25 protein-coding genes and 4 pseudogenes are annotated in these 25,438 nt (G+C 67.5%); 21 read left to right on the top strand and 8 right to left on the bottom strand.

Annotated features, from left to right (window positions below):
• Nucleotides 1–12: 12 nt before the first annotated feature.
• From rpsS to AB8998_RS25075, 9 genes are all read left to right on the top strand, one after another.
• The gene (gene rpsS / locus AB8998_RS25115; protein WP_003892827.1) at nucleotides 13–294 is read left to right on the top strand and encodes a 30S ribosomal protein S19; all 282 of its coding nucleotides are present in this window, start codon (nucleotides 13–15) and stop codon (nucleotides 292–294) included.
• On the top strand, nucleotides 291–824 hold the full coding sequence (gene rplV / locus AB8998_RS25110; RefSeq protein WP_369740604.1) for a 50S ribosomal protein L22: 534 nt from the start codon (nucleotides 291–293) through the stop codon (nucleotides 822–824). Before rpsS ends, rplV begins: the two co-directional genes overlap by 4 nt.
• Nucleotides 824–1,660, top strand: coding sequence for a 30S ribosomal protein S3 (gene rpsC, locus AB8998_RS25105; RefSeq protein ID WP_369740602.1), 837 nt, complete (start codon nucleotides 824–826; stop codon nucleotides 1,658–1,660). The genes rplV and rpsC overlap by 1 nt, the downstream gene beginning before the upstream one ends.
• 3 nt (nucleotides 1,661–1,663) lie before the next feature.
• On the top strand, nucleotides 1,664–2,080 hold the full coding sequence (rplP, locus tag AB8998_RS25100; protein WP_144949703.1) for a 50S ribosomal protein L16: 417 nt from the start codon (nucleotides 1,664–1,666) through the stop codon (nucleotides 2,078–2,080).
• Complete coding sequence (rpmC, locus tag AB8998_RS25095) at nucleotides 2,080–2,322, top strand: 50S ribosomal protein L29 (RefSeq protein ID WP_369740600.1); 243 nt, start codon at nucleotides 2,080–2,082, stop codon at nucleotides 2,320–2,322. The genes rplP and rpmC overlap by 1 nt, the downstream gene beginning before the upstream one ends.
• Nucleotides 2,322–2,627, top strand: coding sequence for a 30S ribosomal protein S17 (gene rpsQ / locus AB8998_RS25090; RefSeq protein WP_369740598.1), 306 nt, complete (start codon nucleotides 2,322–2,324; stop codon nucleotides 2,625–2,627). The genes rpmC and rpsQ overlap by 1 nt, the downstream gene beginning before the upstream one ends.
• A gap of 176 nt (nucleotides 2,628–2,803) precedes the next feature.
• The gene (locus tag AB8998_RS25085; RefSeq protein ID WP_369740597.1) at nucleotides 2,804–5,179 is read left to right on the top strand and encodes an arylsulfatase; all 2,376 of its coding nucleotides are present in this window, start codon (nucleotides 2,804–2,806) and stop codon (nucleotides 5,177–5,179) included.
• A gap of 52 nt (nucleotides 5,180–5,231) precedes the next feature.
• Nucleotides 5,232–6,158 (top strand): DUF4436 domain-containing protein, encoded by a 927-nt coding sequence (locus AB8998_RS25080; protein ID WP_369740595.1) that lies wholly within the window; start codon nucleotides 5,232–5,234, stop codon nucleotides 6,156–6,158.
• Nucleotides 6,159–6,192: 34 nt separating this feature from the next.
• On the top strand, nucleotides 6,193–7,062 hold the full coding sequence (locus AB8998_RS25075) for a formylglycine-generating enzyme family protein (protein WP_369740594.1): 870 nt from the start codon (nucleotides 6,193–6,195) through the stop codon (nucleotides 7,060–7,062).
• A gap of 654 nt (nucleotides 7,063–7,716) precedes the next feature.
• On the opposite strand, the pseudogene AB8998_RS25070 reads toward AB8998_RS25075, so the two are convergent.
• From AB8998_RS25070 to AB8998_RS25050, 5 genes and pseudogenes are all read right to left on the bottom strand, one after another.
• A pseudogene (locus AB8998_RS25070) lies at nucleotides 7,717–8,266 on the bottom strand (IS30 family transposase); the annotation flags it as partial.
• Nucleotides 8,267–8,445: 179 nt separating this feature from the next.
• Complete coding sequence (locus AB8998_RS25065) at nucleotides 8,446–8,859, bottom strand: transposase (protein WP_369738780.1); 414 nt, start codon at nucleotides 8,857–8,859, stop codon at nucleotides 8,446–8,448.
• Nucleotides 8,860–8,925: 66 nt separating this feature from the next.
• Nucleotides 8,926–10,161 carry an IS256 family transposase gene (locus AB8998_RS25060; RefSeq protein WP_369741377.1) on the bottom strand — a complete coding sequence of 412 codons (1,236 nt, stop codon included), beginning with the start codon at nucleotides 10,159–10,161 and terminating at the stop codon, nucleotides 8,926–8,928.
• Between the two features lie 104 nt (nucleotides 10,162–10,265).
• On the bottom strand, nucleotides 10,266–11,273 hold the full coding sequence (locus AB8998_RS25055) for a transposase (RefSeq protein ID WP_369740592.1): 1,008 nt from the start codon (nucleotides 11,271–11,273) through the stop codon (nucleotides 10,266–10,268).
• Between the two features lie 103 nt (nucleotides 11,274–11,376).
• Nucleotides 11,377–12,267 (bottom strand): annotated as a pseudogene (locus AB8998_RS25050) (transposase); the annotation flags it as partial.
• A 198-nt stretch (nucleotides 12,268–12,465) separates the two neighbouring features.
• Between AB8998_RS25050 and AB8998_RS25045 the strand changes: the two are divergent.
• Nucleotides 12,466–13,455 carry an ERCC4 domain-containing protein gene (locus AB8998_RS25045; protein ID WP_369740591.1) on the top strand — a complete coding sequence of 330 codons (990 nt, stop codon included), beginning with the start codon at nucleotides 12,466–12,468 and terminating at the stop codon, nucleotides 13,453–13,455.
• 282 nt (nucleotides 13,456–13,737) lie between these two features.
• Here AB8998_RS25045 and AB8998_RS31715 read toward each other — a convergent pair.
• Nucleotides 13,738–16,982 (bottom strand): annotated as a pseudogene (locus AB8998_RS31715) (DEAD/DEAH box helicase).
• 502 nt (nucleotides 16,983–17,484) lie between these two features.
• Between AB8998_RS31715 and rplN the strand changes: the two are divergent.
• The 10 genes and pseudogenes from rplN (at nucleotide 17,485) to rplO (ending at nucleotide 21,784) form a co-directional block, all read left to right on the top strand.
• On the top strand, nucleotides 17,485–17,853 hold the full coding sequence (gene rplN, locus AB8998_RS25030; RefSeq protein ID WP_003403649.1) for a 50S ribosomal protein L14: 369 nt from the start codon (nucleotides 17,485–17,487) through the stop codon (nucleotides 17,851–17,853).
• Complete coding sequence (gene rplX, locus AB8998_RS25025) at nucleotides 17,854–18,171, top strand: 50S ribosomal protein L24 (RefSeq protein ID WP_369740527.1); 318 nt, start codon at nucleotides 17,854–17,856, stop codon at nucleotides 18,169–18,171.
• Nucleotides 18,171–18,734, top strand: coding sequence for a 50S ribosomal protein L5 (gene rplE, locus AB8998_RS25020; RefSeq protein ID WP_369740525.1), 564 nt, complete (start codon nucleotides 18,171–18,173; stop codon nucleotides 18,732–18,734). The genes rplX and rplE overlap by 1 nt, the downstream gene beginning before the upstream one ends.
• A 2-nt stretch (nucleotides 18,735–18,736) precedes the next feature.
• A complete protein-coding gene (locus tag AB8998_RS25015; protein WP_144949719.1) occupies nucleotides 18,737–18,922 on the top strand; it encodes a type Z 30S ribosomal protein S14 in 186 nt (61 codons plus the stop codon).
• 155 nt (nucleotides 18,923–19,077) lie between these two features.
• The gene (gene rpsH, locus AB8998_RS25010) at nucleotides 19,078–19,476 is read left to right on the top strand and encodes a 30S ribosomal protein S8 (RefSeq protein WP_369740523.1); all 399 of its coding nucleotides are present in this window, start codon (nucleotides 19,078–19,080) and stop codon (nucleotides 19,474–19,476) included.
• A gap of 23 nt (nucleotides 19,477–19,499) precedes the next feature.
• A pseudogene (gene rplF / locus AB8998_RS25005) lies at nucleotides 19,500–20,037 on the top strand (50S ribosomal protein L6).
• Between the two features lie 41 nt (nucleotides 20,038–20,078).
• Nucleotides 20,079–20,447: a 50S ribosomal protein L18 gene (gene rplR / locus AB8998_RS25000; protein ID WP_369741753.1), complete on the top strand. Its 369-nt coding sequence runs from the start codon at nucleotides 20,079–20,081 to the stop codon at nucleotides 20,445–20,447.
• A gap of 40 nt (nucleotides 20,448–20,487) precedes the next feature.
• Nucleotides 20,488–21,162 carry a 30S ribosomal protein S5 gene (gene rpsE / locus AB8998_RS24995; RefSeq protein ID WP_369740522.1) on the top strand — a complete coding sequence of 225 codons (675 nt, stop codon included), beginning with the start codon at nucleotides 20,488–20,490 and terminating at the stop codon, nucleotides 21,160–21,162.
• A gap of 2 nt (nucleotides 21,163–21,164) precedes the next feature.
• Nucleotides 21,165–21,347 carry a 50S ribosomal protein L30 gene (gene rpmD, locus AB8998_RS24990; protein WP_369740521.1) on the top strand — a complete coding sequence of 61 codons (183 nt, stop codon included), beginning with the start codon at nucleotides 21,165–21,167 and terminating at the stop codon, nucleotides 21,345–21,347.
• The gene (rplO, locus tag AB8998_RS24985; protein ID WP_369740520.1) at nucleotides 21,344–21,784 is read left to right on the top strand and encodes a 50S ribosomal protein L15; all 441 of its coding nucleotides are present in this window, start codon (nucleotides 21,344–21,346) and stop codon (nucleotides 21,782–21,784) included. The genes rpmD and rplO overlap by 4 nt, the downstream gene beginning before the upstream one ends.
• Nucleotides 21,785–21,793: 9 nt before the next feature.
• Here the strand turns inward: rplO and AB8998_RS24980 are convergent, their stop codons facing one another.
• Nucleotides 21,794–22,720, bottom strand: a complete 927-nt coding sequence (locus AB8998_RS24980; RefSeq protein WP_369740519.1) for an LLM class flavin-dependent oxidoreductase — start codon at nucleotides 22,718–22,720, stop codon at nucleotides 21,794–21,796.
• 40 nt (nucleotides 22,721–22,760) lie between these two features.
• Between AB8998_RS24980 and sppA the strand changes: the two genes are divergently transcribed.
• Nucleotides 22,761–24,521 carry a signal peptide peptidase SppA gene (gene sppA, locus AB8998_RS24975; protein ID WP_369740518.1) on the top strand — a complete coding sequence of 587 codons (1,761 nt, stop codon included), beginning with the start codon at nucleotides 22,761–22,763 and terminating at the stop codon, nucleotides 24,519–24,521.
• On the opposite strand, the gene AB8998_RS24970 is transcribed toward sppA, so the two are convergent.
• Nucleotides 24,518–25,432 carry a class I SAM-dependent methyltransferase gene (locus AB8998_RS24970; RefSeq protein WP_369740517.1) on the bottom strand — a complete coding sequence of 305 codons (915 nt, stop codon included), beginning with the start codon at nucleotides 25,430–25,432 and terminating at the stop codon, nucleotides 24,518–24,520. The two genes, sppA and AB8998_RS24970, sit on opposite strands and share 4 nt — an antisense overlap.
• Nucleotides 25,433–25,438 lie beyond the last annotated feature (6 nt).

Here is a 25,438-nt window from a genome sequence, read left to right as displayed (position 1 = left end):
CAGGAGTAGCTCATGCCACGCAGCCTGAAGAAGGGCCCGTTCGTCGACGACCACCTGCTCAAGAAGGTGGACGTGCAGAACGAGAAGAACACCAAGCAGGTCATCAAGACCTGGTCGCGGCGTTCGACGATCATTCCGGACTTCATCGGTCACACCTTCGCGGTGCACGACGGACGCAAGCACGTCCCGGTGTTCGTCACCGAGGCGATGGTGGGTCACAAGCTCGGCGAGTTCGCGCCGACGCGCACCTTCAAGGGACACATCAAGGACGACCGGAAGTCGAAGAGACGATGACAAGTACTGAGTTCCCGTCGGCTTTCCCGACGGCAACAGCCAAAGCACGGTTCGTGCGGGTGTCGCCGACAAAGGCGCGCCGGGTGATCGACCTGGTGCGTGGCAGGTCGGTGGCCGACGCGCTCGACATCCTGCGCTGGGCGCCGCAGGCCGCCAGCGAGCCGGTCGCCAAGGTGATCGCGAGCGCAGCGGCGAACGCGCAGAACAACGGCGGCCTGGACCCCTCGACCCTGGTGGTCGCGACGGTGTACGCCGACGAGGGCCCGACCGCCAAGCGTATCCGGCCGCGCGCCCAGGGCCGCGCCTTCCGGATCCGCAAGCGCACCAGCCACATCACGGTCGTGGTGGAGAGCCGCCCGGTGCGCGATGAGCGGTCGGCGAAGTCGACGCGCGCCCGCCGCGCCGAGGCCAGCAAGGCCGCCGCCAAGGCGGCGCCGGCCAGGAAGGCGCCCGCCAAGGCGGCGCCGGCCAAGACGGAGCCTGCCGAGCAGACGTCTGAGACTTCTGAAGCGAAGGGAGGCTCAGACTAGTGGGCCAGAAGATCAATCCGCACGGCTTCCGCCTGGGCATCACCACCGACTGGAAGTCGCGGTGGTACGCCGACAAGCAGTACGCCGACTACGTCAAGGAAGACGTCGCGATCCGCCGGCTGCTGTCCACCGGACTGGAGCGCGCCGGGATCGCCGACGTGGAGATCGAGCGGACCCGTGACCGGGTCCGCGTGGACATCCACACCGCCCGTCCCGGCATCGTCATCGGCCGGCGCGGCACCGAGGCCGACCGGATCCGCGCCGACCTGGAGAAGCTGACCAAAAAGCAGGTGCAGCTCAACATCCTCGAGGTGAAAAACCCGGAGGCGCAGGCGCAATTGGTGGCCCAGGGCGTCGCCGAGCAGCTGAGCAACCGCGTGGCGTTCCGTCGCGCGATGCGCAAGGCGATCCAGTCGGCGATGCGTCAGCCCAACGTCAAGGGCATCCGGGTGCAGTGCTCCGGGCGCCTCGGCGGCGCCGAGATGAGCCGCTCGGAGTTCTACCGCGAGGGCCGCGTGCCGCTGCACACGCTGCGCGCCGACATCGACTACGGCCTCTACGAGGCCAGGACCACCTTCGGCCGCATCGGTGTGAAGGTGTGGATCTACAAGGGTGACATCGTCGGCGGCAAGCGCGAATTGGCCACCGCCGCCCCGGCGGGCGCCGATCGCCCGCGCCGGGAGCGGCCTTCGGGCACCCGTCCCCGGCGCAGTGGCGCGTCGGGTACCACGGCCACCAGCACCGAGGCCGGCCGGGCCGCGGGCGCCGACGAAGGCGCCGCGCCCGCTTCCAGCGAAGCCGCGCCGGCCCTCGAAACGCAGAGCACGGAGGGCTGAACCATGCTGATTCCCCGCAAAGTCAAGCATCGCAAGCAGCACCATCCCCGCCAGCGTGGGATCGCCAGCGGTGGCACGGAGGTGAGTTTCGGCGACTACGGTATCCAGGCGCTCGAGCACGCCTATGTGACCAACCGGCAGATCGAGTCCGCTCGTATCGCCATCAACCGGCACATCAAGCGTGGCGGGAAGGTGTGGATCAACGTCTTCCCCGACCGTCCGCTGACCAAGAAGCCCGCGGAAACCCGCATGGGTTCGGGTAAGGGCTCCCCGGAGTGGTGGGTGGTCAACGTCAAGCCGGGCCGGGTGCTGTTCGAGCTGAGCTACCCCAACGAGGCGATCGCCCGGGCGGCCCTGACCCGAGCGATCCACAAGTTGCCGATCAAGGCCCGCATCGTGACCCGAGAGGATCAGTTCTGATGGCAGTGGGAATCTCGCCGGGCGAACTGCGTGAGCTCACCGACGACGAGCTCGCCGAGCGCCTGCGCGAATCCAAGGAGGAGCTGTTCAACCTGCGGTTCCAGATGGCGACCGGGCAGCTGTCCAACAACCGCCGGCTCCGCACGGTGCGGCAGGAAATCGCGCGCGTCTACACCGTGCTGCGGGAACGAGAACTGGGTCTGGCCTCCGGGCCGGACGGTACCGACGGTAAGGAATCGTGATGGCTGAAGCCAAGACCGAAAAGGGTGACAAGCACACTCCGCGTAACCCCAAGACCCGTGGCCGGCGCAAGACGCGCATCGGCTACGTGGTGAGCGACAAGATGCAGAAGACCATCGTGGTCGAGCTCGAAGACCGGGTGCGTCACCCGTTGTACGGCAAGATCATCCGTACCACCACGAAGGTCAAGGCGCACGACGAGAACAGCACCGCCGGCATCGGCGACCGGGTCGCGCTGATGGAGACGCGCCCGTTGTCGGCGACCAAGAGGTGGCGGCTGGTCGAAGTCCTGGAGAAGGCCAAGTAGCCGAACCGCACGCCCGCATTCGCGCGAGCAGTCCCCCGCAAGCGGGCGGTACCCCCAGCGAAAGCCCCCGACGCCCCGGCGTATCGGGGGCTTTCGCGTCTTCGAGCGCGGGGGCCGGTCGCGGCCGTGTAATCTCCGACCCGACGCCGGGGGATACCGAGAGCGGAGTGTGAGCGATGGCGAATGAGTCTGGAGAGTCTGGCCGCTCGGGAGGATTCAGCGGCAAGATCGAGCTGGACATCCGTGACTCCGAACCGGATTGGGGTCCTTTCGCCGCGCCGGTGGCGCCGGAGAACTCGCCGAACGTGCTCTATCTGGTCTGGGATGACACCGGCATCGCGACGTGGGATTGCTTCGGCGGCCTGGTCGAGATGCCGGCGATGACGCGGATCGCCGACCGCGGGATCCGGCTGTCGCAGTTCCACACCACCGCTCTGTGCTCGCCGACGCGTGCCTCGCTGTTGACCGGCCGCAACGCCACCACCGTGGGCATGGCCACCATCGAGGAGTTCACCGAGGGGTTCCCCAACGCCAACGGGCGCATCCCGGCGGACACCGCCCTGATCTCGGAGGTGCTCGCCGAGCGGGGCTACAACACGTACTGCATCGGCAAGTGGCACCTGACGCCGCTGGAAGAGACCAACCTGGCGTCGACCAAGCGGCACTGGCCCACCTCGCGCGGTTTCGAACGGTTCTACGGCTTCCTCGGCGGCGAGACCGACCAGTGGTACCCGGACCTGGTCTACGACAACCACCCCGTCAGCCCCCCGGGCAGACCGGAAGACGGCTATCACCTGTCGAAGGATCTGGCCGAGCGGACAATCGAATTCATTCGCGACGCCAAGGTGATCGCCCCGGACAAGCCGTGGTTCAGCTACGTGTGCCCGGGCGCCGGGCACGCGCCGCACCATGTCTTCGCCGAGTGGGCCGACCGCTACGCCGGCAAGTTCGACATGGGCTACGAGCGCTACCGCGAGATCGTCCTGGAGAACCAGAAGTCGCTCGGGATCGTGCCGCCCGACACCGAACTGTCGCCGGTCAACCCGTACGCGGACGTGACGGGTCCGTCCGGCGAGCCGTGGCCGCTGCAGGACACGGTCCGGCCCTGGGATTCGCTGAACGACGAAGAGAAGAAACTGTTCGCCCGGATGGCCGAGGTGTTCGCCGGATTCCTCAGTTACACCGACGACCAGATCGGCAGGATCCTGGACTACCTCGAGGAATCCGGCCAGTTGGACAACACCATCATCGTGGTGATCTCCGACAACGGGGCCAGCGGCGAGGGCGGACCCAACGGATCGGTGAACGAGGGCAAGTTCTTCAACGGCTACATCGACACCGTCGAAGAGAGCATGAAGCTCTTCGATCACCTCGGCGGGCCCGAGACCTACAACCACTATCCGATCGGCTGGGCGATGGCCTTCAACACGCCCTACAAGCTGTACAAGCGTTACGCCTCCCACGAGGGCGGCATCGCCGACACGGCGATCATCTCGTGGCCCGAGGGGATTGCGGCCCGCGGGGAGATCCGCGACAACTACGTCAACGTCTGCGACGTCACGACGGTCTACGACCTGCTGGGCATGACGCCACCCGAAACCGTCAAGGGCATCGCACAGAAGCCGCTGGACGGCGTGAGTTTCAAAGCCGCGCTTGACGACCCGGGCGCGGACACGGGAAAGCACACGCAGTTCTACACCATGCTGGGCACCCGCGGGATCTGGCACGACGGCTGGTTCGCCAACACCGTGCACGCCGCGACGCCGGCGGGCTGGTCGCATTTCGCCGACGATCGCTGGGAGCTCTTCCACATCGAGGCCGACCGCAGCCAGTGCCACGACCTGGCCGCCGAACACCCGGACAAGCTCGAAGAGCTCAAGGCGCTGTGGTTCGCTGAGGCCGCGAAGTACAACGGACTGCCGCTGGCCGACCTGAACATCATGGAGACGATGATGCGCACACGGCCCTACCTGACCGGCGAACGGGAGACCTACGTCTACTATCCCGGCTGCGCGGACGTCGGCATCGGCGCCGCCGCCGAGCTTCGCGGCCGCTCCTTCGCCGTGCTGGCCGACGTGACGGTCGACAGCACCGGCGCCGAGGGCGTCCTGTTCAAGCAGGGCGGCGCCCACGGCGGGCATGTGCTGTTCATCCAGGACGGACGGCTGCACTACGTCTACAACTTCCTCGGTGAGCGCCAGCAAGAGGTTTCGTCGTCGGGCCCCGTCCCGCTGGGCAGGCACGTGTTCGGCGTGCGCTACGCGCGCACGGGGACCGTGAAGAACAGCCACACCCCGCTCGGCGACGCCACGCTGTTCATCGACGACACCGTCGTGGGCTCGCTCGCCGACGTGGCAAGCCATCCGGGCACATTCGGGCTGGCCGGCGCCGGGATCACGGTCGGACACAACGGCGGATCCCGCGTGTCCAACCGCTACAAGGCGCCGTTCCCGTTCACCGGGGGCACCATCGCCCAGGTCACGGTGGACATCTCGGGCAGGCCCTACGAAGACCTGGAACGCGAACTCGCGCTGGCGTTTGCGCGCGACTGATCCCGGGGCGGCCGCCTAGGCCCCGATTCCGTGCCGGCCTCGACCAAAGGTGATGGTGCCCATGACTGCCGAGCCCTCCCCGCCCCCGGAGTCACGGCGACGGCAGACGGCGATCGCCCTGGGTGTCGTCGCCGGCGTGATCGTCATCTACATCGTGTCCCTGGTCGCCGTGCACCTGCTGGCCAGGTCGGCGCCCCCGCTGCCCGCGGTGGATCTGAGCAAGGTCGAGTCCGAGGACAGCGTCGTCCAAGTGCGCATCGAGAAGCTGGAAACGGTCGCCAACCACCTGACGGTGAATGTTCTCGTCTACCCCAAGGATTCGCTGTACGACAAGAACCTGGGTGTGCTGACCACCGACGCGGCCGTCCGCCTGTATCCGGACAACGACCTCGGCGACCTGCATTACCCGGTCGGTAAGGCGCCGGCGCAGGTCACCACCACCATCGCCGCGCACGGCGACCCCAACAACTGGCCCTTCGACTCCTACCGGACCGAGACAATCGCCGCCGACGTGTTCACCGGTTCCGGTCAGAACCGCGAGAAGACACCCGCCCACGTGGAAGTGACCGGGCAGCTGGACGGCTGGGATGCGACCGTCACCCGCGTGCACGACGCCGACGAGCCCGAGGCCGGTGTACAGGACGACGTGATCATCACCCTGCGCCGATCCAAGGGCCCGCTGATCTTCGACGTCGGGGTTTGCCTGGTCCTGCTCACCCTGCCCGCGCTGGCGCTGTGGGTGGCCATCCCGATGGCGCTGGGCCGGACGTCGTTCGTGCCGCCGTTCATCACGTGGTACGGGGCAATGCTTTTCGCCATCGTCCCGCTGCGCAACATTCTGCCCGGCAGCCCGCCCTACGGTTCCTGGGTCGACCAGGCCGTCGTGCTGTGGGTGCTGATAGCGCTGGTCGTCGCGATGTCCCTCTTCGTGTTCGCCTGGTGGCGGCAGCGCGATCGCAAGGCGCCGAAGAAGGCGTGAGGCCCCCGCGCCGGGGTTGTCCTACCCTGATGTGATGCTCACCGAGCTGGTCGACCTGCCAGGCGGTTCGTTCCGTATGGGATCGACGAGCTTCTACCCCGAAGAGGCGCCGATCCACACCGTGGCCGTGGCGCCCTTCGCGGTGGAACTGCACCCGGTGACGAACGCGCAGTTCGGCGAATTCGTCGCCGCCACGGACTATGTGACCGTCGCCGAGCAGCCGATCGACCCGGCGCTCTACCCGGGGCTGCAGGACGTGCGGGCCGGGGCGATGGTGTTCGCGCCGACGCCGGGCCCGGTCGACCTGCGCGACTGGCGGCAATGGTGGGACTGGGTGCCCGGAGCGGACTGGCGGCACCCGTTCGGGCCGGACAGCGACATCGCCGACAGGGCCGACCATCCCGTCGTGCAGGTGGCCTATCCCGACACCGCGGCCTACGCGCGGTGGGCCGGGCGCCGGCTGCCGACCGAGGCGGAATGGGAGTACGCGGCGCGCGCCGGGAGCACGGCCACCTACGCGTGGGGGGAGGAGGCCGTCCCCGACGGCCGACTGATGGCCAACACCTGGCAGGGCAGCTTTCCGTACCGCAACGAGGGCGCCCTCGGCTGGGTGGGCACCTCGCCGGTGGGGACGTTCCCGCCCAACGCGTTCGGCCTGTTCGACATGATCGGCAACGTCTGGGAGTGGACGGCCACCGAGTTCTCGGCGCACCACCGGCTCGACCAGCCGCCGAAAAGTTGCTGCACACCGCCAGGGCCCGCGAATCCCGGCGTCAGCCAGGCGCTGAAGGGCGGTTCGCACCTGTGCGCGCCGGAGTACTGCCACCGGTACCGTCCCGCGGCGCGCTCACCCCAGTCGCAGGACACCGCGACCACCCACATCGGGTTTCGCTGCGTGGTGTAGCGGGCCGGATTGATGCCGGTGCGCCGGGGCGGGGGCGCACGCCCACGGCGGGTGCGCTTTGAAGCGGGATGCCGGCGCCCCGTAGTCGATCAGCGCCGTGCTCTTGCGGGCTGGGCGGTCAACCAGTCAGCAGGGTCTGCGCACCGGCCCGGATCTTCCGCCGAATGCCGACGTACCCGGGTTTTGATACGCGAAAGTGCCTGTCTTGCAGTGCAAAATCGATTTATCTGAGGTTTCGTTCCGCACAAGGGATAGGCACCTCGCAAGTGAACAGTATCGCGGGCGGCGCGGCCTGTGAAAGTATCTGCGCATGGTCGTGGGGTGGTGTCGCACGCCGGCATGGGGCTGTTGCGTGAGCTGGCCGATCTGAACGGATTGTCCGCGCAGGTCGCTCGCCGAGCAGGTCCTGTTGCACGCCGATCACGGCCGTCAGTACACCTCGGCACAGCTCGCACTGTTCGCCCATGAGCACAACCTGGCCCGGTTCAGTTGGCCGCACCACGGTGTGTTGGGACAACGCTCAGCAGGAATCATTCTGGGCGACATTGAAAGCCGAGTTCTACGACCGATACCTGTCGCCGACCAAGACGGCCGTCAAGCTCGACATCGGCGACTGGATCGACCGGGTCCATAACCGACGCAGACGTGGCGAGTTCAATCGGTCGATGCAACACCGGGTTGTTGAAGCGAGTGTAGTTGTTCCTCAAAAACTTCGGCCGGTGTCTTCCAGCCGAGGACCTTGCGGGGCCTGTTGTTGAGCGCAAGGGCGGTCGACAGCGACCGCTGCGAGTTCTTCGGCCGACCATCGGGATAGGTCGGTTCCTTTCGGAAAATATTGACGAAGCAGACCGTTCGTGTTCTCGTTCGTGGGTCGCTGCCAGGGTGAATGCGGGTCGGCGAAGAACACCTTTGTTCCGGTGTCCAACGCGAACTGGGCATGCCCGGATAGCTCTTTGCCGCGGTCCCAGGTGAGGGTCTGCCGCAGCTGCTCGGGCAGTTCTGCCAGTGATGCGGCCAACGCGGCGTTCATCGCCACGGCACCGTATCCGCTCAGCGCCGGCCCGTTCTTCACTGGTGGCGCCTGCCCCCACCCGTCGAGCCGGGGAAGGTGTACAAGCAACGTAGCGGCTTTTGCGTTCCACCAGCGTTCCACCAGCGTGCCGATCGCCGACCGGCCGGTCCCGATGATCAGGTCGCCCTCCCAGCCTCAGAATTTCACGGTGGCCCGGGTTCTGCTGTGGCGGTCTGCGGGGCGGCAGCTTTGTCGAGGTTTTGAGGCTGGGGGTAGGCGGCGGCGCCGCGTGTCGTGCGGTGACGCCGGGTCCTTTATCCCGGGGGTGGTTACTCCTTTCTTGGGGTCGAGAGGGCATAGGGGCCTGTGGGTCAGGGTATGGCGCGGACCCTGTTGAGGGCGTCGGCGAATTCTTGTGCCCAGGGCCAGGTTTGGGGGATCCGCAGGATCAGGTAGCGGGATCGTTTGATCAGCCGGGCCGCGGCGTGCAGCAGCCGGTAGCGCAGGGTGGCGGGTTCGGCTTTGGCCAGTGGGCCGTCCAGGAGTAGCAGTCGCATCCAGCACAGCAGGTCGATGGCGATCGCGACGGCGGTGACCCAAGCGGTGTTGATGGCGAACGAGTGTGAGGGCCAGCGGGCCAGGCCGGTGTCTTTGCCGGTGCGGATGAAGCCCTCCACCCGGGCGTGGACGCGGTGGCGGGCTTCCAGTCGCTGGGGTTGTCCACCGGCAGTCGAGGTGGCGAGGACCTGGTAGCGGTAGCCGGCCAGCTGCTCGAACAATGACAACTGGGTGCCGTGGAGCCTGTCACGATTTCTGTGTAAGTCAGAGGTGATTTGACTACGAGTTGTATTCTAGCACAATGGGATTCGCCCAGGGAATAGTCTGGCGAGTGTGTTGAGCGCCACAGTCCAGTTGTGCGTTCCAGTACCCGAATAGCCTCCTCTCTCGCTGGAGATGTTGCGCAGCCCGAGGTACAGCAACTTCATCGCGGCGTCCTTGTCCGTGAAATGACCACGGTTCTTGGTGATCTTGCGCAACTGGAAGTTGATCGACTCGATCGCATTGGTGGTGTAGACGATCTTGCGCAACTCCACCGGATAGTCCAGGAACGGAACGAATTCCCCCCAGGCGTTGTGCCACACGTCAATTGCACCCGGATATTGGGCGCCGAATTGCTGGTCGAACTCCTTGAGTGCGAGTTCGGCTCCATCGACGGTCGGCGCACTGTAGATCGCCCGCATCGCGGTGGCGACCTTCTTGCGGTCCTTATAAGACACGAAGCGCATCGCATTCCTAATGACGTGCACGACGCAGGTCTGCACCACGGTATCGGGATAGATCGAGCGGATCGCATCAGGCAGACCGGTCAGCCCGTCGCAGCAGGCGATGAGGATGTCGCGCACCCCGCGGTTGCGCAGGTCGATGACGACCTTCTGCCAGAACTTCGCCCCCTCGGAGTCCTGGATCCAGCAGCCCAAGGCGTGTTTGCGGCCCTCCAGATCCACGCCAATGGCCAAATAGGCGACCTTGGTGGTGATGACCCCGTTGTCGCCGATCCGCAGCCGCAGCCCATCGATGTAGAGGATCGGGTAGACCTCATCGAGCGGGCGGGCCTGCCAGGCCTTGATCTCATCGACCACCACCTCGGTGATATTGGAGATCAACTCCCGCGACACCGACGCCCCATAGACCTCCTGCAGGTGGGCTTCGATATCGCGGGTGGTCATTCCCCGTGAATACAGCGACAACACCACCGAATTGATGTTGTTGAGCCGGCGGGTCTTCTTCGGCACAATCGCCGGCTCAAACGAGCCGTTGCGATCACGCGGCGCATCGATCTGCACCGGGCCGTTGACGGTGGTCACCGTTTTCGGCGTGGTGCCGTTGCGCGAATTTCCCGATCCGCGTCCGGCCGGATCGCCGGCCTCATAACCCAGATGGTGGGTTAGCTCCGCATTCAGCGCCCGCTCCAGCACGGCCTTAGTCAGCTGGTTCAGCAAACCGTCCGCGCCGTCGATCGGGGTCCCGGTCTTCACCGCATCCTTAATCAACGAGTCCAGCGTCTCTTCGGTGAACATCTCGGCCAGCCGCCGCGCCGCGGTCGTCTCCTCAGCCGGCATCTGCATGGTCTTGGTCACAAAACACTCCTTCTGTCCGCCCAACGGCGGTCCGATGATGGACCACCCCGGACTTACACAGATGGAATGACACGCCCGGTGCCGTGTTCGATTTCTTCGCGCCGCACCAGGATGCGCATGCCGGCCGGCCAGCCGACCAGCCGATCCCCTCCGGTGCTGTGGCGCAGCAGCCCGGTCAACTCGGCGACCTGGGCGTCGTCACGGGCCGCTCCGGTGGCATCCAGTGCGGCTTGCCATCCCGCATCGGGCATCTGGCCGATCGCGACCCGGACCCGCTCATCGAGGTCGAATCCGACCGAGTAGCCCACTGACATCCCCGGCCGGGCATTGAGTTTCTCCAGGTGTTCGACGACGGCGTGGCTTGAACCCGCGCCGTCGATGGTGACCAGCAACTTGCGGCGCCACTTGGCCGGGATCGCCGCGATCGCGGCGTCGATGATCGCGATATGATCGGCCGCGGTGTTCGAGCCGGCGTTGCCTGCACGGGCGATCACCGCCAGCAGTTCGCCGGTGTTGTCACACCACGCCAACAGCGGGTGGAAGCCAAACCCGCCTTTGAAATTGCCTGCGGCGTGCTGCTTATCGCTGTGCGACTGAATCAGCGACGCGTCGATGCGGATCACGATCGTGTCCCCGAGGTCCCCATAGCAGGTCTGCGAAGCCGGGATCGCACCGTGGCGGGCCTCGATCGCCTCCCACACCCGAGAGCGGACCTTGTTGCGCACGGCCGTGACCTCGGTGATGCTCTGCTCGTCGATCTCGCCCAGGGACCGCCACATCGTCGGAACCGACGCCACCGCCTGAAACAACCGGTGCTGATCGCGCAGCACCGCGGTGCCGGCCAGGTTCTGCGCGCCGCCGGCGATCGATACCGCCACATCGCGCAACACCGCGCCTCGGTCGTGGGTGACTTCTGGGCGCGACAGCACCGACGACAAACCGCTGGTCAAACCCAGATTGTCGGCCAGCAACCGGGGTATCACGTTACCGGCGTGCCCGACCACGTCGTCGCCACGGACCTCAACTCGGACATTCTTCGACCAATCCGTAGTAGCCTGCATCTGACAGGTGCACTCCCATCCTGGATAACCGAGCCTCGAATACTCCGATTATCCTTGCGGCAGTGCACCTTTCACGTTAACGACACCCCTGAGCTCCACATTCGATGAAAAATCCAGGCCAGTGCCCGGGGACAGCCCGATCCGCGGCCTCAGCGGGGCGCTCGCTGATAACGACATCGGCGCTGACGTGTCCCTGCGGCTTGTTCTGTGTCCGACCCCTTGGGACTCGCAGCGCACGCCCAGTTCGCAAGCACGCAACCAACTCTCGTTTGAGCGCGCCACGCCCCTCGATGAACAACGACTGGTAGATCGCCTCATGGCTGATGCGCATGGACTCATCATCGGGGAAGTCAATGGGCAAGCGGTGGGAGATCTGTTCTGGGCTCCACGCCGTCGACCAGCGTCTGTCCTGCCGATGCGGCTTGTTCCGCCCCTTCCACGCACCGGTCTGCGGGCCCTCGACGGCAGTGCCATCGGGTCGGCGGACGCTGCCGTTGAGCCGATCCTGCACATAGGCACGGAGCTGATCGTGGGCCACCAGCTTCGCGGCTTTCGGGCGCTTTGCCGCTTGCTGGGCCTTCCACTGCGCCACACCCGCGCGATAGACCGGCTTGCCGCCTCTGGTGGCCGCGTTTCGCCGCAGCTCACGAGAGATAGTTGCCGGATCACGCCCGATCTGGCGGGCGATCTCGCGCACCCCGACATCCTGGGCGCGTAGCAGCGCGATCTCCTCTCTCTCATCGAACGACAGGTACCGTCCCGTGGGCTCATCCAGATTGATCGGTGACATGCCGCCAGCGTGACGGAACCACCTGGTCGCCACCGGTGTCGACACACCCACTCCCGCGGCAGCATCTTCGGTCGAGACACCCTGCGCGATGAGCCGCCAGAACTGCCGCCGCACCGAACGCGACGGCTCCGGCCGACCCGGTGATCGCATCGACGGCCGCAACGCACGATCAGCCGCCCACTGCCGCCTCACGCCGCTCGGCATCGGGTCTTTCTGTCTCGCCACCGCACCTCCTGGATGGAAGGTGTTGCGACGACCGGTTGAATCCGCCCGTCATTCGGCCGTCACTATGGTGAGGCCGGTCGAGTTCGACGTCCGACTCGATCAGACGGCACAAGCCGCCTGACCCTGTGTCCACCGAACGGTGTCAAGCCCATGCGTGCATCGGCAGAATAAGGATTTATGGCGGAGTTGTTGATCGCGGTCAACCCGGATGAGGATTCCCGGCTGCCCTACCTGCTGCGTATTCCCCAACCGGGCGGCGACCTGGTGTTTCGCACCTCGGGGACCTGGCCTCGGGTCAAGGCGTTGTACTGCTACCCGGTCGACTTGGCGGAGTGGCCCGCCGACGCGGTAATTGTCGAACGCCTCGCGCTGCGCTCGTGCCAGCGCCGCGGCGCGGCCATCGACGTGATCGCGACGCGGTCCCGGGAGAACCGCTCGCAGTTGGTGTTCACCACCGCACGCGGCCGCGACGCGGTGTTCTGGCAGTCGCCGCGCACCCGCAAGCAGGCCCGCCCCAACGTGCGCACCCCGACTGCGCGCGCCCACGGCATCGACGACCTGCAAATCCTCGTCGACACCCATGAGCAGTACCCCTACCGGTTCGCCACCCAGCAGGTGCGGACCGTTCGTCGGGCGCTGCCGTGCGGCGACTACGGGCTGGTCCTCGACGGCCTGCTGGTCGCCAGTGTGGAACGCAAATCGCTGGCCGACCTGGTCACCAGCCTCACCGGCGGCAAGCTGCGCTACCAGGTTGCCGATTTGGCCGTGCTGCCGCGCGCAGCACTCGTGATCGAGGAGCGCTATTCCCAGTTGTTCAAACTCGACCGGGTCCGCCCCGCCGCGGTCGCCGACGGGCTGGCCGAACTGCAGGTCCGCTGGCCGAACGTCCCGGTGGTGTTCTGTGAGACCCGCCAGCTCGCCGAGGAATGGACGTACCGGTTCCTGGCCGCCGCACACCACTGGTCGACCACCGAAACCCCAGCACTGCGACGCATTTCACCGCATATAACCGACATCAGCCACCTCGATGAGGCATCCGCGGCGCCGGAGCCGAGCACCGCCGAGGTCCGCGCCTGGGCCCGCGCCGCCGGGCTGCCGGTGCCCGACCGCGGCCGCCTGCGCCCCGAGATCTGGCAGGCCTGGCGCGATGCCAACCACCGGACGTGACCGCGCCAGTGCGCGTGTTTGTCGAGCCCTGATGTCGAGCAACGATCAGGCTGCGGCGTGACCTCCCTGGTCAGGTTTCTCGGCGATCCAGACTTCGATGAGCGATTGGCCGGGACTCCTCGCCGGGTTGCCTCGCGGTCGAGTTCGGCGATCAGCCAGACCGAAAAGTCTGGGTTGCCGCGCCGGCGTTCGTCTTCGGGCCGCCGCGCCCGCGCGGTATCGAGGGCGCGGCCATGTCCTCGCCTTTGTCGGATCGTCTCCTTCGCAGAACGCCGGTCCCGGTCAGGCCAGCAGCCCGCGGATGTCGTCGGCGGTGAGTGCCGCGCCGAACGCGTTGCCGTCGTCGATGACGCTGGCGAACAGTTTGGCCTTGCGGGCGTTCAGCGCCATCACCTTGTCCTCGATGGTGTCATGCGCAATGAGCCGGTAGACCATCACGTTTCGCGTCTGGCCGATGCGGTGGGTGCGGTCGATGGCCTGGGCCTCGGTGGCCGGGTTCCACCAGGGGTCGAGCAGGAAGCAGTAGTCGGCCTCGGTGAGGTTGAGCCCGGATCCGCCAGCCTTCAGGCTGATCAAAAAGACCGGCATGTCGCCGTCCTTGAAACGCGCCACCGCCGCAGCCCGGTTGCGGGTGCGTCCGTCGAGGTAGCAGTAGTCGATGCCCTCGGTGTCCAGTCGATGACGGACCCGGCCCAGGAAACGGGTGAACTGGCTGAATACCAGAGCGCGGGGCCGCTCTCGGCGACGTCGCGCAGCTGCTCGGCGAGCGCGTCGATCTTGGCGCTGGCCAGCGTGTCGTGGGCGGGGTCGACGAGACCGGGATGCAGCGCCAACTGGCGTAGTACTGTCAACGACTTCAGGATCGTGAATCGGTTGCGCTGCATGTCATCGAGCAGCCCGAGCACCTTCTGCCGCTCGCGCGCCAGCCGCTTGTCGTAGAGGGCGCGGTGCCGCGGTGCCAAGTCGATGTCGAGGACCTGCTCCTGTTTGGCGGGCAACTCGGCGGCTACGAGTTCCTTGGTGCGGCGCTTGACCAGCGGCTTGATCCGGCGACGGAACAGTGCCAACAGCTCGGGGTCACCGGTTTTCTCGATGGGTTTGGCGTAGAAGTCGGCGAACTTGGTCGGGCTGGGGAACAGCCCGGGCGCGGTGATCGACAGCAGCGACCACAGCTCCATGAGGTTGTTTTCCATCGGTGTGCCGGTGATGGCCAGCTTGAATGGCGCGGCCAGCTTGCGGGCGCACTGGTAGGTCTTGGCGTGGTGGTTCTTGACGTACTGAGCCTCGTCGAGGATCAGCCCCGACCACGTCCGCGCGGCGTGGGCGTCGAAATCGAGCCGGAACAGCGTGTAGGAGGTGACCACGATATGGGCGCCGGCTGCCAGCTCGCCGAGGTCGGCGCCGGAGCGGCGGAGCGTGTCGTAGAGGGCCACTACGTTCAATTCGGGGGCGAAGCGCTTTGCTTCGGAGGCCCAGTTCGCGACCACGCTGGCGGGTGCGACCACCAGGAAGGGAGCCATGCCCGGATTCTGTTGGCGGACATGGCAGATCAGCGAAAGCGACTGCAGGGTCTTGCCCAGGCCCATGTCGTCGGCCAGGATCCCGCCGAGCCCGTGGTCGTGCAGGGTTGCCAGCCACGAGAACCCGTCGGCCTGATAGGGCCGCAGCTCGGCGCGCAGGTCGGCAGGCGTCTCGGCCGGTTCCACGCCGAGTAGCGCGCGCAGCGCACGCACCTGGCGGCGCCACTCGCGGGCCTGCCGCGTCACCACGCCCAGCTCGGCCAGCTCGTCGAACAGCCCGACCTGGTAGCGGCTGATCCGGGTCAGTCCCCCGTCACCGTCGGTGAGTCCGCGAGCCTCCTCGATGAGCTGGCGCAGCTTGATCAGCTCCGGCTTGTCCAGGGCGAAGTAGGCGCCGTCGGTCAGCAACAGGTGTGACTGCCCGGATGCGAGCGCGGTGAACACGTTGACGAACGGAACCCGTTTACCTTCGATGCTGATGGTGACGCCCAGGTCGAACCAGTCCGTTTCACCGGGCACCGCGTCGGTGCGGACCGCGATGACCAGGGAGCCGCCCGCTTCGCGGTAGTCGGCCGGGTCGCCGGTCACCTCGACGGCGACGTCGGTAAGCTCGGCCAGCCGCGGCTGTACCTCCGTCGCGAAACGCATGGTTTCCAGCCCGGACAACGTGGTCCGTGCGATGAGGCTGCCGTCGGCGCCGCGGAGCCCCCAGCGCTCCAACGGCATCTCGATGCTCGCGGCGAGTGCACGCTCGGCGTCCAGGTCGCGGCACGTGGCATAGTCCGAGCTGTCGCACCCGGCGCGAATGTCGCTGTCGCCGATCCGGTAGGCCCACTGCCAGGTCAGTTCGAGCTCGTGTCCGCCGCGGTAGTCGGCCCGCAGGACCAGACTCGGACCGACGATCTCTGGTGGCGTGAACGACTCGTCCGACGACATAACGGCCGCGATGTGACGCAGCCGCGGGTAGTAGTCGGCGGTGAAGCTGGCCGCCTCGCCGGCTGGCACGACCAGCGGCGCGCCGCCCAGCGCCATATGTTGCAGCGCGGTAGGAACCGGCCTGTCCAGCCGGGCCAGCCGCAACCCGCCGTCGTCGTACACCACGCCGTGCCCGGAAGCCCCGATGAAGGCCATCGGCGGTGTCGCGGCGCCGCCGACCCGCAGCATGGGCCGCACGGTGATCTGACCCGACGCGTCGGACGTGACGTCCAGGCATAGCTGCCCCGCACCGTGGGCCGGGACCTCCTGCTGCGGGCGGGTCGTCACCAGCCGCACCCCGACCCGGCGGGCCTCGTCGAGCAGCGGCCACAATTGCGGGGACTCGAACCGCAGCAGCGGTATCGTCTTCACGTCGCCGTAGTTTCCGTGCGAATACCGGTAGTAGCCAGTCGAATTCGAACTCGAAGCTTTGAAGGTCGCATAGAGTTCCTGCAGCACCCGAAGTTGTTCGTCCGGGTACCCGCAGTGGCGCAGCATGGCGAGCTTGCCCCAGCTCAGATCGCCGGCCACCCAGCCGCCCCGCTTCCCGGGCCGCACCAACCGCGCGTCGAGGCCCGGTACCGGCTCGCCCGTCGACAGGTTCAGCTCGATCGCCATCGGTGTCCCCGCGTGACCGTGCGCCGCAACCGCGGGAACCAGCGCGTCCAGCGAACGCCGCCATGCGGGCAGGGCCGGCGCGGGCGGGGTGTGCGCGGTCGGCGTCTTTGTGCCCGCGGCGCCGGCGATCACCAACGCCGCGACATGCTTGCAGTCCGCCGCCACCGGACAGCTACACAGCCCGCTCTCGACGCCCCAGGTGTCGGAGCCGGCCGGCCACAGCTGTACCGTCGCGGTGTACGTGCGGCCCTGGCTTCCGCGCACGCTGCCGACGAGGTTGTGCGTATGCGCGTCCCACGTACAGCCCAACACCCGGCCCTCGCGCGCGTAAGCGAAGCCACGGCGATACGTGTCCCCGCCGACCAGTTCCAGGGCGCTGGAAAGATCGACGGAGGGGAACCACAGCTCAGGCATGAGCAGACCGTAACGGCTGACTCCGACATCGAAGCCCAAGCACACCGCACGACAACGGAATTCGTGACGGATGAGTTGGATGTGATTGGTGTGGCGACTGACGTGGTGGCCATGCGGCCGTCGTCGCCGATCGCAAGCAGAATCTGACCATGGCCCGGAGCGCATTGGCGGGGTCGATGCTTATGGGATTGTCGACAAGACCTGATGTGCGTTGGTGGGCGGCGGCGTCCGTGAGTTCCTCGACGTGTAGACACGGCGATGCCGCGGCGTTCGACCCGATTCGGGTGGTCGAGGTGAAGGCCGCTGCCGGTGGTACGAGGAATTTGGCTCTGAGCTGCCCGTCGCCTAGACTCTAGGGGTTGCCGTGGGCAGACCTCGGCCGGTGCTTGACAAGCAACCAGCTTTTCAGCCGGCCCCGCGTGCCCTTCGGTGACGAAGACCGCGCACGTCAGGCTCCCGGGTTTCTCCTGTCGTGCACACGTAAACCAGGTCAGGAGATCGAGTGATTCAGCAGGAATCGCGGCTGAAGGTCGCCGACAACACCGGCGCCAAGGAGATCTTGTGCATCCGGGTGCTCGGTGGTTCGTCGCGACGCTACGCCGGCATCGGGGATGTCATCGTTGCCACCGTCAAGGACGCCATCCCCGGTGGCAACGTCAAGCGTGGCGACGTGGTCAAGGCCGTCGTGGTGCGCACCGTCAAGGAGCGCAGGCGCCCCGACGGCAGCTACATCAAGTTCGACGAGAACGCGGCCGTCATCATCAAGCCGGACAACGACCCGCGCGGCACGCGCATCTTCGGCCCGGTCGGGCGCGAACTGCGCGAGAAGCGCTTCATGAAGATCATCTCGCTGGCTCCGGAGGTGTTGTAGATGAAGGTCCGCAAGGGCGACACCGTGCTGGTGATCGCGGGCAAGGACAAGGGGGCCAAGGGCAAGGTCCTGCAGGCCTACCCCGAGCGCAACCGGGTGCTGGTCGAGGGCGTGAACCGGATCAAGAAGCACACCGCGGTCTCGACCAACCAGCGGGGGGCGCGCTCGGGCGGGATCGTCACCCAGGAAGCCGCGATCCACGTCTCCAACGTGATGGTGGTCGACTCCGACGGCAAGCCCACGCGGGTCGGCTACCGGACGGACGAGGAGACAGGCAAGCGGGTCCGTATCTCCAAGCGCAACGGCAAGGACATTTGATGACAACTGCGGAACGAGTCATGCCGCGGCTGAAAGAGCGCTACCGCAACGAAATTCGGGATGCGCTGCACAAGCAGTTCGGCTACGGGAACGTCATGCAGATCCCCACCGTCACCAAGGTCGTCGTCAACATGGGCGTCGGCGAGGCGGCCCGGGATGCCAAGCTGATCAACGGCGCCGTCAACGACCTGGCGTTGATCACCGGGCAGAAGCCCGAGGTTCGCAAGGCCCGCAAGTCCATCGCGCAGTTCAAATTGCGCGAGGGGATGCCGATCGGCGTCCGGGTCACCCTGCGCGGGGACCGGATGTGGGAGTTCCTCGACCGGCTCACGTCGATCGCGTTGCCGCGCATCCGCGACTTCCGCGGACTTTCGCCCAAGCAGTTCGACGGTGTCGGCAACTACACCTTCGGGCTGGCCGAGCAGTCGGTGTTCCACGAGATCGACGTGGACAAGATCGACCGCGTCCGGGGTATGGACATCAACGTCGTGACCACGGCGACGACCGACGACGAGGGGCGAGCGCTGCTGCGGGCCCTTGGCTTTCCGTTCAAGGAGAACTGACTATGGCTAAGAAGGCACTGGTTAACAAGGCGGCGCGCAAGCCACGGTTCGCGGTGCGCGCCTACACCCGCTGCAACAGGTGCGGGCGCCCGCGTGCGGTCTATCGCAAGTTCGGGCTGTGCAGGATCTGCCTGCGCGAGATGGCGCACGCCGGCGAATTGCCCGGCGTGCAGAAGAGCAGTTGGTAACGAGCCCACCCAGGATTTGACGACCCCAGAACAGGTTGCGCGGCAGGCCCCATGCGAAATCTTAGGCCGGGAACCACCGCGAGGAAGGTGACAGACGCTGTCATGACCGCGATGACGACGATGCGAAGCTCCGCGATGAACAGGAGCGGGCGCAAATGACGATGACGGACCCGATCGCAGACTTTTTGACGCGTCTGCGCAACGCCAACTCGGCGTACCACGACGAGGTGAGCCTGCCGCACTCGAAGATCAAGGCCAACATCGCCGAGATCCTCAAGCGTGAGGGCTACATCAGCGACTACCGCACCGAGGACGCCCGGGTGGGCAAGTCCCTGGTGGTCCAGCTGAAGTACGGGCCCAGCCGGGAGCGCAGCATCGCGGGGCTGCGACGGGTTTCCAAGCCGGGACTACGGGTGTATGCGAAGTCCACCAACCTGCCGCGGGTTCTCGGCGGCCTGGGCGTGGCGATCATCTCGACCTCCTCGGGTCTGCTCACCGACCGTCAGGCGGCCAGACAGGGCGTGGGCGGCGAAGTCCTCGCGTACGTGTGGTAATGGGAGAGGCAGCGTAAACACAGATGTCGCGTATTGGTAAACGGCCGATTCCGGTTCCCGCCGGGGTCGACGTAACGATCGATGGACAGAGAGTTCTGGTGAAGGGCCCCAAGGGCGCCCTGGACCTGACGGTCGCCGAGCCGATCACCGTGGAGCGCAGCGAGGACGGCGCGATCGTGGTCAACCGCCCCGACGACGAGCGGCGCACGCTCGCTGCACGGGCTCTCCCGCACGCTGGTGTCCAACCTGGTCACCGGCGTCACCCAGGGTTACACCACCAAGATGGAGATCTTCGGGGTCGGCTACCGGGTGCAACTCAAGGGTTCCAACCTGGAGTTCGCGCTCGGATACAGCCATCCGGTCGTGATCGAGGCCCCCGAGGGCATCACGTTCGCGGTCGAGTCGCCGACGAAGTTCTCGGTCTCGGGGATCGACAAGCAGAAAGTCGGCCAGATCTCGGCGAACATCCGCCGCCTGCGCCGCCCGGACCCCTACAAGGGCAAGGGCGTGCGCTACGAGGGCGAGCAGATCCGCCGTAAGGTCGGAAAGACAGGTAAGTAGTCATGGCGCAATCACAGACTGACGCCGCCGCGCGAAAGCCGGTGGGGCAGAACATCTCCGCGACCAGGCGGGTCTCCCGTCTGCGCAGGCACGCCCGGCTGCGCAAGAAGGTCTCGGGTACCCCGCAGCGTCCGCGGCTGGTGGTGAACAGGTCCGCGCGGCACATCCATGTGCAACTGGTCAACGACGAAAACGGCACCACGGTGGCGGCCGCATCGTCGATCGAGGCCGACGTGCGCGGCCTGCAGGGAGACAAGAAAGCCCGTAGCGTGCGGGTCGGTCAGCTGATCGCGGAGCGTGCCAAGGCCGCCGGCATCGACAGCGTGGTGTTCGACCGCGGCGGCTACTCCTACGGCGGACGGATCGCGGCGCTGGCCGATGCCGCGCGCGAGAACGGATTGCGATTCTGATGAACGACATCAGCCTGATGACAACTGGAAGGACCGCATAATGGCGGAGCAGTCGGCAGGCGGGCAGGACAGCCGCGACAGCCGCGACTCGCGTGGTGACCGCGACAGCCGGGGTCGCCGCGACGGAGGTGGGCGCGGCGGTCGTGACCGGGACCGCGACGGCGACAAGAGCAACTACCTGGAGCGCGTCGTCGCCATCAACCGCGTCTCCAAGGTGGTCAAGGGTGGGCGGCGCTTCAGCTTCACCGCCCTGGTCATCGTGGGCGACGGCAACGGCATGGTCGGCGTCGGATATGGCAAGGCCAAAGAGGTCCCCGCCGCGATCGCCAAGGGTGTCGAGGAAGCCCGCAAGGGCTTCTTCCGGGTGCCGCTGATCGGCGGCACCATCACCCACCCCGTGCAGGGCGAGGCCGCCGCCGGCGTGGTGCTGCTGCGCCCCGCCAGCCCCGGTACCGGTGTGATCGCCGGCGGTGCGGCGCGCGCGGTGCTGGAATGCGCCGGGGTGCACGACATCCTGGCCAAGTCGTTGGGCAGCGACAACGCGATCAACGTGGTGCACGCCACCGTCGCCGCCCTCAAGCTGCTGCAGCGTCCCGAGGAGGTGGCGGCCCGGCGCGGGTTGCCGATCGAGGACGTCGCCCCGGCCGGCATGCTGCGGGCGCGCCGGGAGAGCGACGCGCTGGCCGCGGCGGCCGCACGTGAAGGAACGGCATAACCATGGCAGCTCTCAAGATCACCCAGGTACGCAGCACGATCGGTGCGCGCTGGAAGCAGCGCGAGAGCCTGCGCACGCTGGGCCTGCGGCGGATCCGCCACTCGGTGATCCGTGAAGACAACGCTCAGACCCGCGGGCTGATCGCGGTGGTGAACCATCTCGTCGAGGTGGAGGAGGCCAAATGACGATCAAACTGCATGACCTGCGCCCGGCGCCCGGGTCGAAGACCGCCCGGACCCGCGTGGGTCGCGGTGAGGGCTCCAAGGGCAAGTCGGCGGGCCGTGGCACCAAGGGCACCAAGGCCCGCAAGAACGTCCCGGCGACGTTCGAGGGCGGGCAGATGCCGATCCACATGCGGCTGCCCAAGCTCAAGGGGTTCAAGAACCGGTTCCGCACCGAGTACGAGATCGTCAACGTCGGCGACATCAACCGGCTGTTCCCGCAGGGTGGATCCATCGGCGTGGACGAGCTGGTGGCCAAGGGCGCGGTCCGCAAGAACTCGTTGGTCAAGGTGCTCGGCGACGGCGAGCTGACCGTCAAGGTCGAGGTGTCCGCGCACAAGTTCAGCGGCAGCGCGCGCGAGAAGATCAGCGCCGCGGGCGGTTCGGCGACCGAGCTGTAGCCCGCGCCACTAGGTGAGCTGCGGGATCACCTCCGCGGCAAGGCGTTCCATCTGCTCGCGGTTCTCCGGGACATCGGTGCCGACGGGGTTGAGCAGCAGCGTCTGGGCTCCGGCGTCGATCACCTCGCGTAGCCCGCGGGCGACGTCGCCGGGCGTTCCCGACACCGGCACCGCATCGATGCCGGGCATCTTGCCGTAAATCCGCCGCAGCCCGGCGAGCACCCGCTCGCGGGCCCGCGCCGCGTCGTCGTCGACCATCAGGTAGACCCGCTTGCCGATCGTGAAGCGCGCCGGATCCTTGCGCTGCTCGTCGAGCTCGCGGCGCACCACTTCGACGGCTCCGGCGAACGCCTCGGTGGTCGACGACCCGGCGCCCAGGAACGCGTCACCGTGGCGCACCGCCCTGGCCAGGGCCTTGGGCGCGAGCCCGCCGAACCAGATCGGCGGGTGCGGCCGCTGCACCGGCTTGGGCGCGACGGGCAGGTCGTCGACGTCGCGGAACCGGCCGTGGAACGTCACCCGCGGTTCGTCGGACCAGGCCGCCTTCATCAGCTCCAGCCCCTCGGTGAAGTAGGAGATGTAGGTCGACTTGTCCACGCCGAACGCGGCGAACCGGCGCGAGCCGCCGCCGGTGCCCACGCCGATGTCCAGCCGCCCGTGGCTGAGCCGGTCCACGGCGGTCGCGGCCGAGGCCAGCTGGAGCGGGTCGTGCAGGGACGTCACCAGCACGGCGACACCCAGCCGCAGCCGTTCGGTGTTCGCCGCACACCACGCCAGCAGTTCCAGGGGCGCCAGCAGCGGCGCCGCCCCGATGATCTGCTCGAGAACCCAGCCCGCCTCGAACCCGAGTTCCTCGGCGCGCGCGAGGTAGGAGCGCAGCCCTGCGGCGTCGAAGCCGTCGTAGTCGAACTGGGGGATGGCGATGGAGAACCTCACCCCCTCACCGTACGGGGCGCGCTCGGTACGCTGGACGGATATGTTTGCCTTCCTGCCCTCGATTCCCGGTGTTCCCGATCTCGGGAAAGACGTCCGTGCCCTGGCCGCCCGGCTCGACACCGCCCGCCACCACGGCGTGCCCAACGGTTGCGTGCTCGAGCTGGACCTGCGCGCGGTGCCGCCGGAGACGACGGGCTTCGACCCGCTGGCGATCATCAGCGGCGGCGGCCGGCCGATGGCGCTGCGCGACACGGTGGCCGCGATCCACCGCGCCGCCGAGGATCCGCGGGTCGCGGGGATGATCGCCCGCGTGCAGCTCGCGGCGTCCCCGGCGGCGGCGGTCCAGGAGCTGCGCGAGGCGATCGCGGCCTTCAGCGCGGCCAAGCCGTCGCTGGCCTGGGCCGAGACCTATCCCGGCACGCTGTCGTACTACCTGGCCTCGGCGTTCCGTGAGGTCTGGATGCAACCGTCGGGAACGGTCGGGCTGATCGGCTTCGCGACCAACGCGCTGTTCCTGCGCGACGCGCTGCACAAGGCCGGTGTCGAGGCGCAGTTCGTCACCCGTGGCGAATACAAGTCGGCGCCGAACCTGTTCACCGAGAACGGCTTCACCGCCGCCCACCGCGAGGCCGTCACCCGGATGCTGGAAAGCCTGCAGCAGCAGGTGTGGCAGGCGGTCGCCCGGTCGCGCAAGATCGACCCTGACACGCTCGACGCGGTGGCCGACCGGGCCCCGCTGCTGCGTGACGACGCCGTGTCCTCCGGTCTGGTCGACCGGATCGGGTTCCGCGACGAAGCCTACGCGCGGATGGCGGAAATGGTTGGCGTCGAGGATGTTTCGGACGACAATGAACCGCCCCGGCTGTACCTGACGCGCTACGCGGGCGCGGCACGGGCGCGGCTGGCCCCGCCCGTGCCGTCGGTCCCGGGCCGTAAGCCCAAGCCGACGGTGGCCGTGGTCACCCTCGACGGCCCGATCGTCAACGGGCGCGGGGGACCGCAGTTTCTGCCGTTCGGCAACTCCTCGGTGGGCGGCGACACCATCGCCGCGGCGCTGCGCGCGGCCGCCGCCGACGACGCGGTGGCCGCGATCGTGGTGCGGATCGACAGCCCCGGAGGGTCTGTCAGCGCATCGGAAACCATTTGGCGAGAGGTGAAAAGGGCGCGCGAGCGCGGCAAGCCGGTGGTGGCGTCGATGGGCGCGGTCGCCGCCTCCGGCGGCTACTACGCGGCGATGGGGGCCGACGCGATCGTGGCCAATCCGGGCACGATCACCGGCTCGATCGGAGTGCTCAGCGGAAAGCTCGTGATCCGTGACCTCAAGCAGCGGCTGGGTATCGGGTCGGACACCGTGCGCACCAACGCCAATGCCGACGCCTGGTCGGCCGACGCGCCCTTCACCCCGGAGCAGCAGGCGCATCGCGAGGCGGAGGTGGACTTGTTCTACTCCGACTTCGTCGAGCGCGCCGCCGCGGGACGCAACTTGAGCACCGAGGCGGTGGACGCCGTTGCCCGGGGCAGGATCTGGACCGGCGCCGACGCCCTCGAGCGCGGCCTGGTCGACGAACTCGGCGGGCTGCGGGCCGCGGTGCGCCGGGCCAAGGTGCTGGCCGGGCTCGACGAGGGCACCGACGTGCGCCTGGTCGGCTATCCGGGCCATTCGCTGCTGGACCTGGTGCGGCCGCGGACCTCGTCGCTGCCGGCGGCGCTGTTGAGCCGCGCGGTCGCCGGGGTGCTGGACAACCTCGAGCAGACGCTGAACGGCGCGAGCGCGCTGTGGCTGGGGGAGTCGCGCCTCTAGCCGGCGAAAGTGCCGCTGATGAAGATGATCTCGCCGAGCGGGTCGTCGTTCTCCGCCGCGGGCACGTCCATGCCGTGGCGTTGGAAGAGTTCCGTGCGGGTCACCCCCTCGACGTTCCAGCCCTTCGACCGCAAATAGTCCACGACGTGGTTGCGTTCGCCGGCGTAGACCAGCGACGCCATGTCGATGTCGACGCCGTGCTCCCGGAACGGAGTGGACATCTCCCGCACCCGCTCGGCGTCGAAATCCACGATGCCGGGCACGAATTCGGTGGCAATCGTGCTGCCCGGCGCGCTGAGCGCGGTGATGTCGTCGAACAACCGGTCCTGGGCATCCGGTGGCAGGTAGATCAACAGCCCCTCGGCCAGCCACGCCGTCGGCGCCGCCGTGTCCAGTCCCACCGCGGTGAGCGCGGTGGGCCAGGCGGCGCGCAGATCGATGGGGATGGTGCGCCGAACCGCGGTGGGCTCGGCGCCGATGCCGGACAGGGCGTTCGACTTGAAGTCGATCACCTCGGGCTGGTCGATCTCGTAGACCACCGTGCCGGACGGCCACGGCAACCGATAGGCGCGTGCGTCCAGCCCGGACGCGAGAATGACCGCCTGACGGACCCCCGACCCGGTGGCCGCGGCGAAGTAGTCGTCGAAATACCGGGTGCGCACCGCCATTCCGTCGACCATCGCCTGCATGCGCACCGGTGAGGCATTCTCGAACGCCGCCGGGTCGAGCTCACCGTCCAACAGCTTGGTGAAGAAGTCCACCCCGACGGCGCGCACCAGCGGCTCGGCGAACGGGTCGTCGATGAGGCGCCGCGGGTCCCGGGTCGCCATGGCGCGCCCGGCCGCGACCATCGTCGCGGTCACGCCCACACTAGTGGCCAGGTCCCAGCTGTCGTCGTGAGCGCGCGCCATGGGACG

This window comes from Mycobacterium sp. HUMS_12744610 (genome assembly GCF_041206865.1).
In the GTDB taxonomy this organism is placed as follows: Bacteria; Actinomycetota; Actinomycetes; order Mycobacteriales; family Mycobacteriaceae; genus Mycobacterium; species Mycobacterium servetii.
This window is presented reverse-complemented; position numbering and strand designations above follow the sequence as displayed.

Excerpts from the sequence above, each read along its gene's own strand:
- rpmD (WP_369740521.1), top strand. The coding sequence starts at position 21,165 with ATGGCAGCTCTCAAGATCACCCAGGTACGCAGCACGATCGGTGCGCGC.
- rplE (WP_369740525.1), top strand. The coding sequence starts at position 18,171 with ATGACAACTGCGGAACGAGTCATGCCGCGGCTGAAAGAGCGCTACCGC.
- AB8998_RS24970 (WP_369740517.1), bottom strand. The coding sequence starts at position 25,432 with ATGGCGCGCGCTCACGACGACAGCTGGGACCTGGCCACTAGTGTGGGC.
- rpsS (WP_003892827.1), top strand. The coding sequence starts at position 13 with ATGCCACGCAGCCTGAAGAAGGGCCCGTTCGTCGACGACCACCTGCTC.
- AB8998_RS25045 (WP_369740591.1), top strand. The coding sequence starts at position 12,466 with ATGGCGGAGTTGTTGATCGCGGTCAACCCGGATGAGGATTCCCGGCTG.
- rpsQ (WP_369740598.1), top strand. The coding sequence starts at position 2,322 with ATGGCTGAAGCCAAGACCGAAAAGGGTGACAAGCACACTCCGCGTAAC.
- rpsE (WP_369740522.1), top strand. The coding sequence starts at position 20,488 with ATGGCGGAGCAGTCGGCAGGCGGGCAGGACAGCCGCGACAGCCGCGAC.
- rplV (WP_369740604.1), top strand. The coding sequence starts at position 291 with ATGACAAGTACTGAGTTCCCGTCGGCTTTCCCGACGGCAACAGCCAAA.
- AB8998_RS25085 (WP_369740597.1), top strand. The coding sequence starts at position 2,804 with ATGGCGAATGAGTCTGGAGAGTCTGGCCGCTCGGGAGGATTCAGCGGC.
- rplP (WP_144949703.1), top strand. The coding sequence starts at position 1,664 with ATGCTGATTCCCCGCAAAGTCAAGCATCGCAAGCAGCACCATCCCCGC.
- AB8998_RS25015 (WP_144949719.1), top strand. The coding sequence starts at position 18,737 with ATGGCTAAGAAGGCACTGGTTAACAAGGCGGCGCGCAAGCCACGGTTC.
- AB8998_RS25075 (WP_369740594.1), top strand. The coding sequence starts at position 6,193 with ATGCTCACCGAGCTGGTCGACCTGCCAGGCGGTTCGTTCCGTATGGGA.
- rpsH (WP_369740523.1), top strand. The coding sequence starts at position 19,078 with ATGACGATGACGGACCCGATCGCAGACTTTTTGACGCGTCTGCGCAAC.
- AB8998_RS25080 (WP_369740595.1), top strand. The coding sequence starts at position 5,232 with ATGGTGCCCATGACTGCCGAGCCCTCCCCGCCCCCGGAGTCACGGCGA.
- rpmC (WP_369740600.1), top strand. The coding sequence starts at position 2,080 with ATGGCAGTGGGAATCTCGCCGGGCGAACTGCGTGAGCTCACCGACGAC.
- sppA (WP_369740518.1), top strand. The coding sequence starts at position 22,761 with ATGTTTGCCTTCCTGCCCTCGATTCCCGGTGTTCCCGATCTCGGGAAA.
- rplX (WP_369740527.1), top strand. The coding sequence starts at position 17,854 with ATGAAGGTCCGCAAGGGCGACACCGTGCTGGTGATCGCGGGCAAGGAC.
- AB8998_RS25055 (WP_369740592.1), bottom strand. The coding sequence starts at position 11,273 with ATGCAGGCTACTACGGATTGGTCGAAGAATGTCCGAGTTGAGGTCCGT.
- rplO (WP_369740520.1), top strand. The coding sequence starts at position 21,344 with ATGACGATCAAACTGCATGACCTGCGCCCGGCGCCCGGGTCGAAGACC.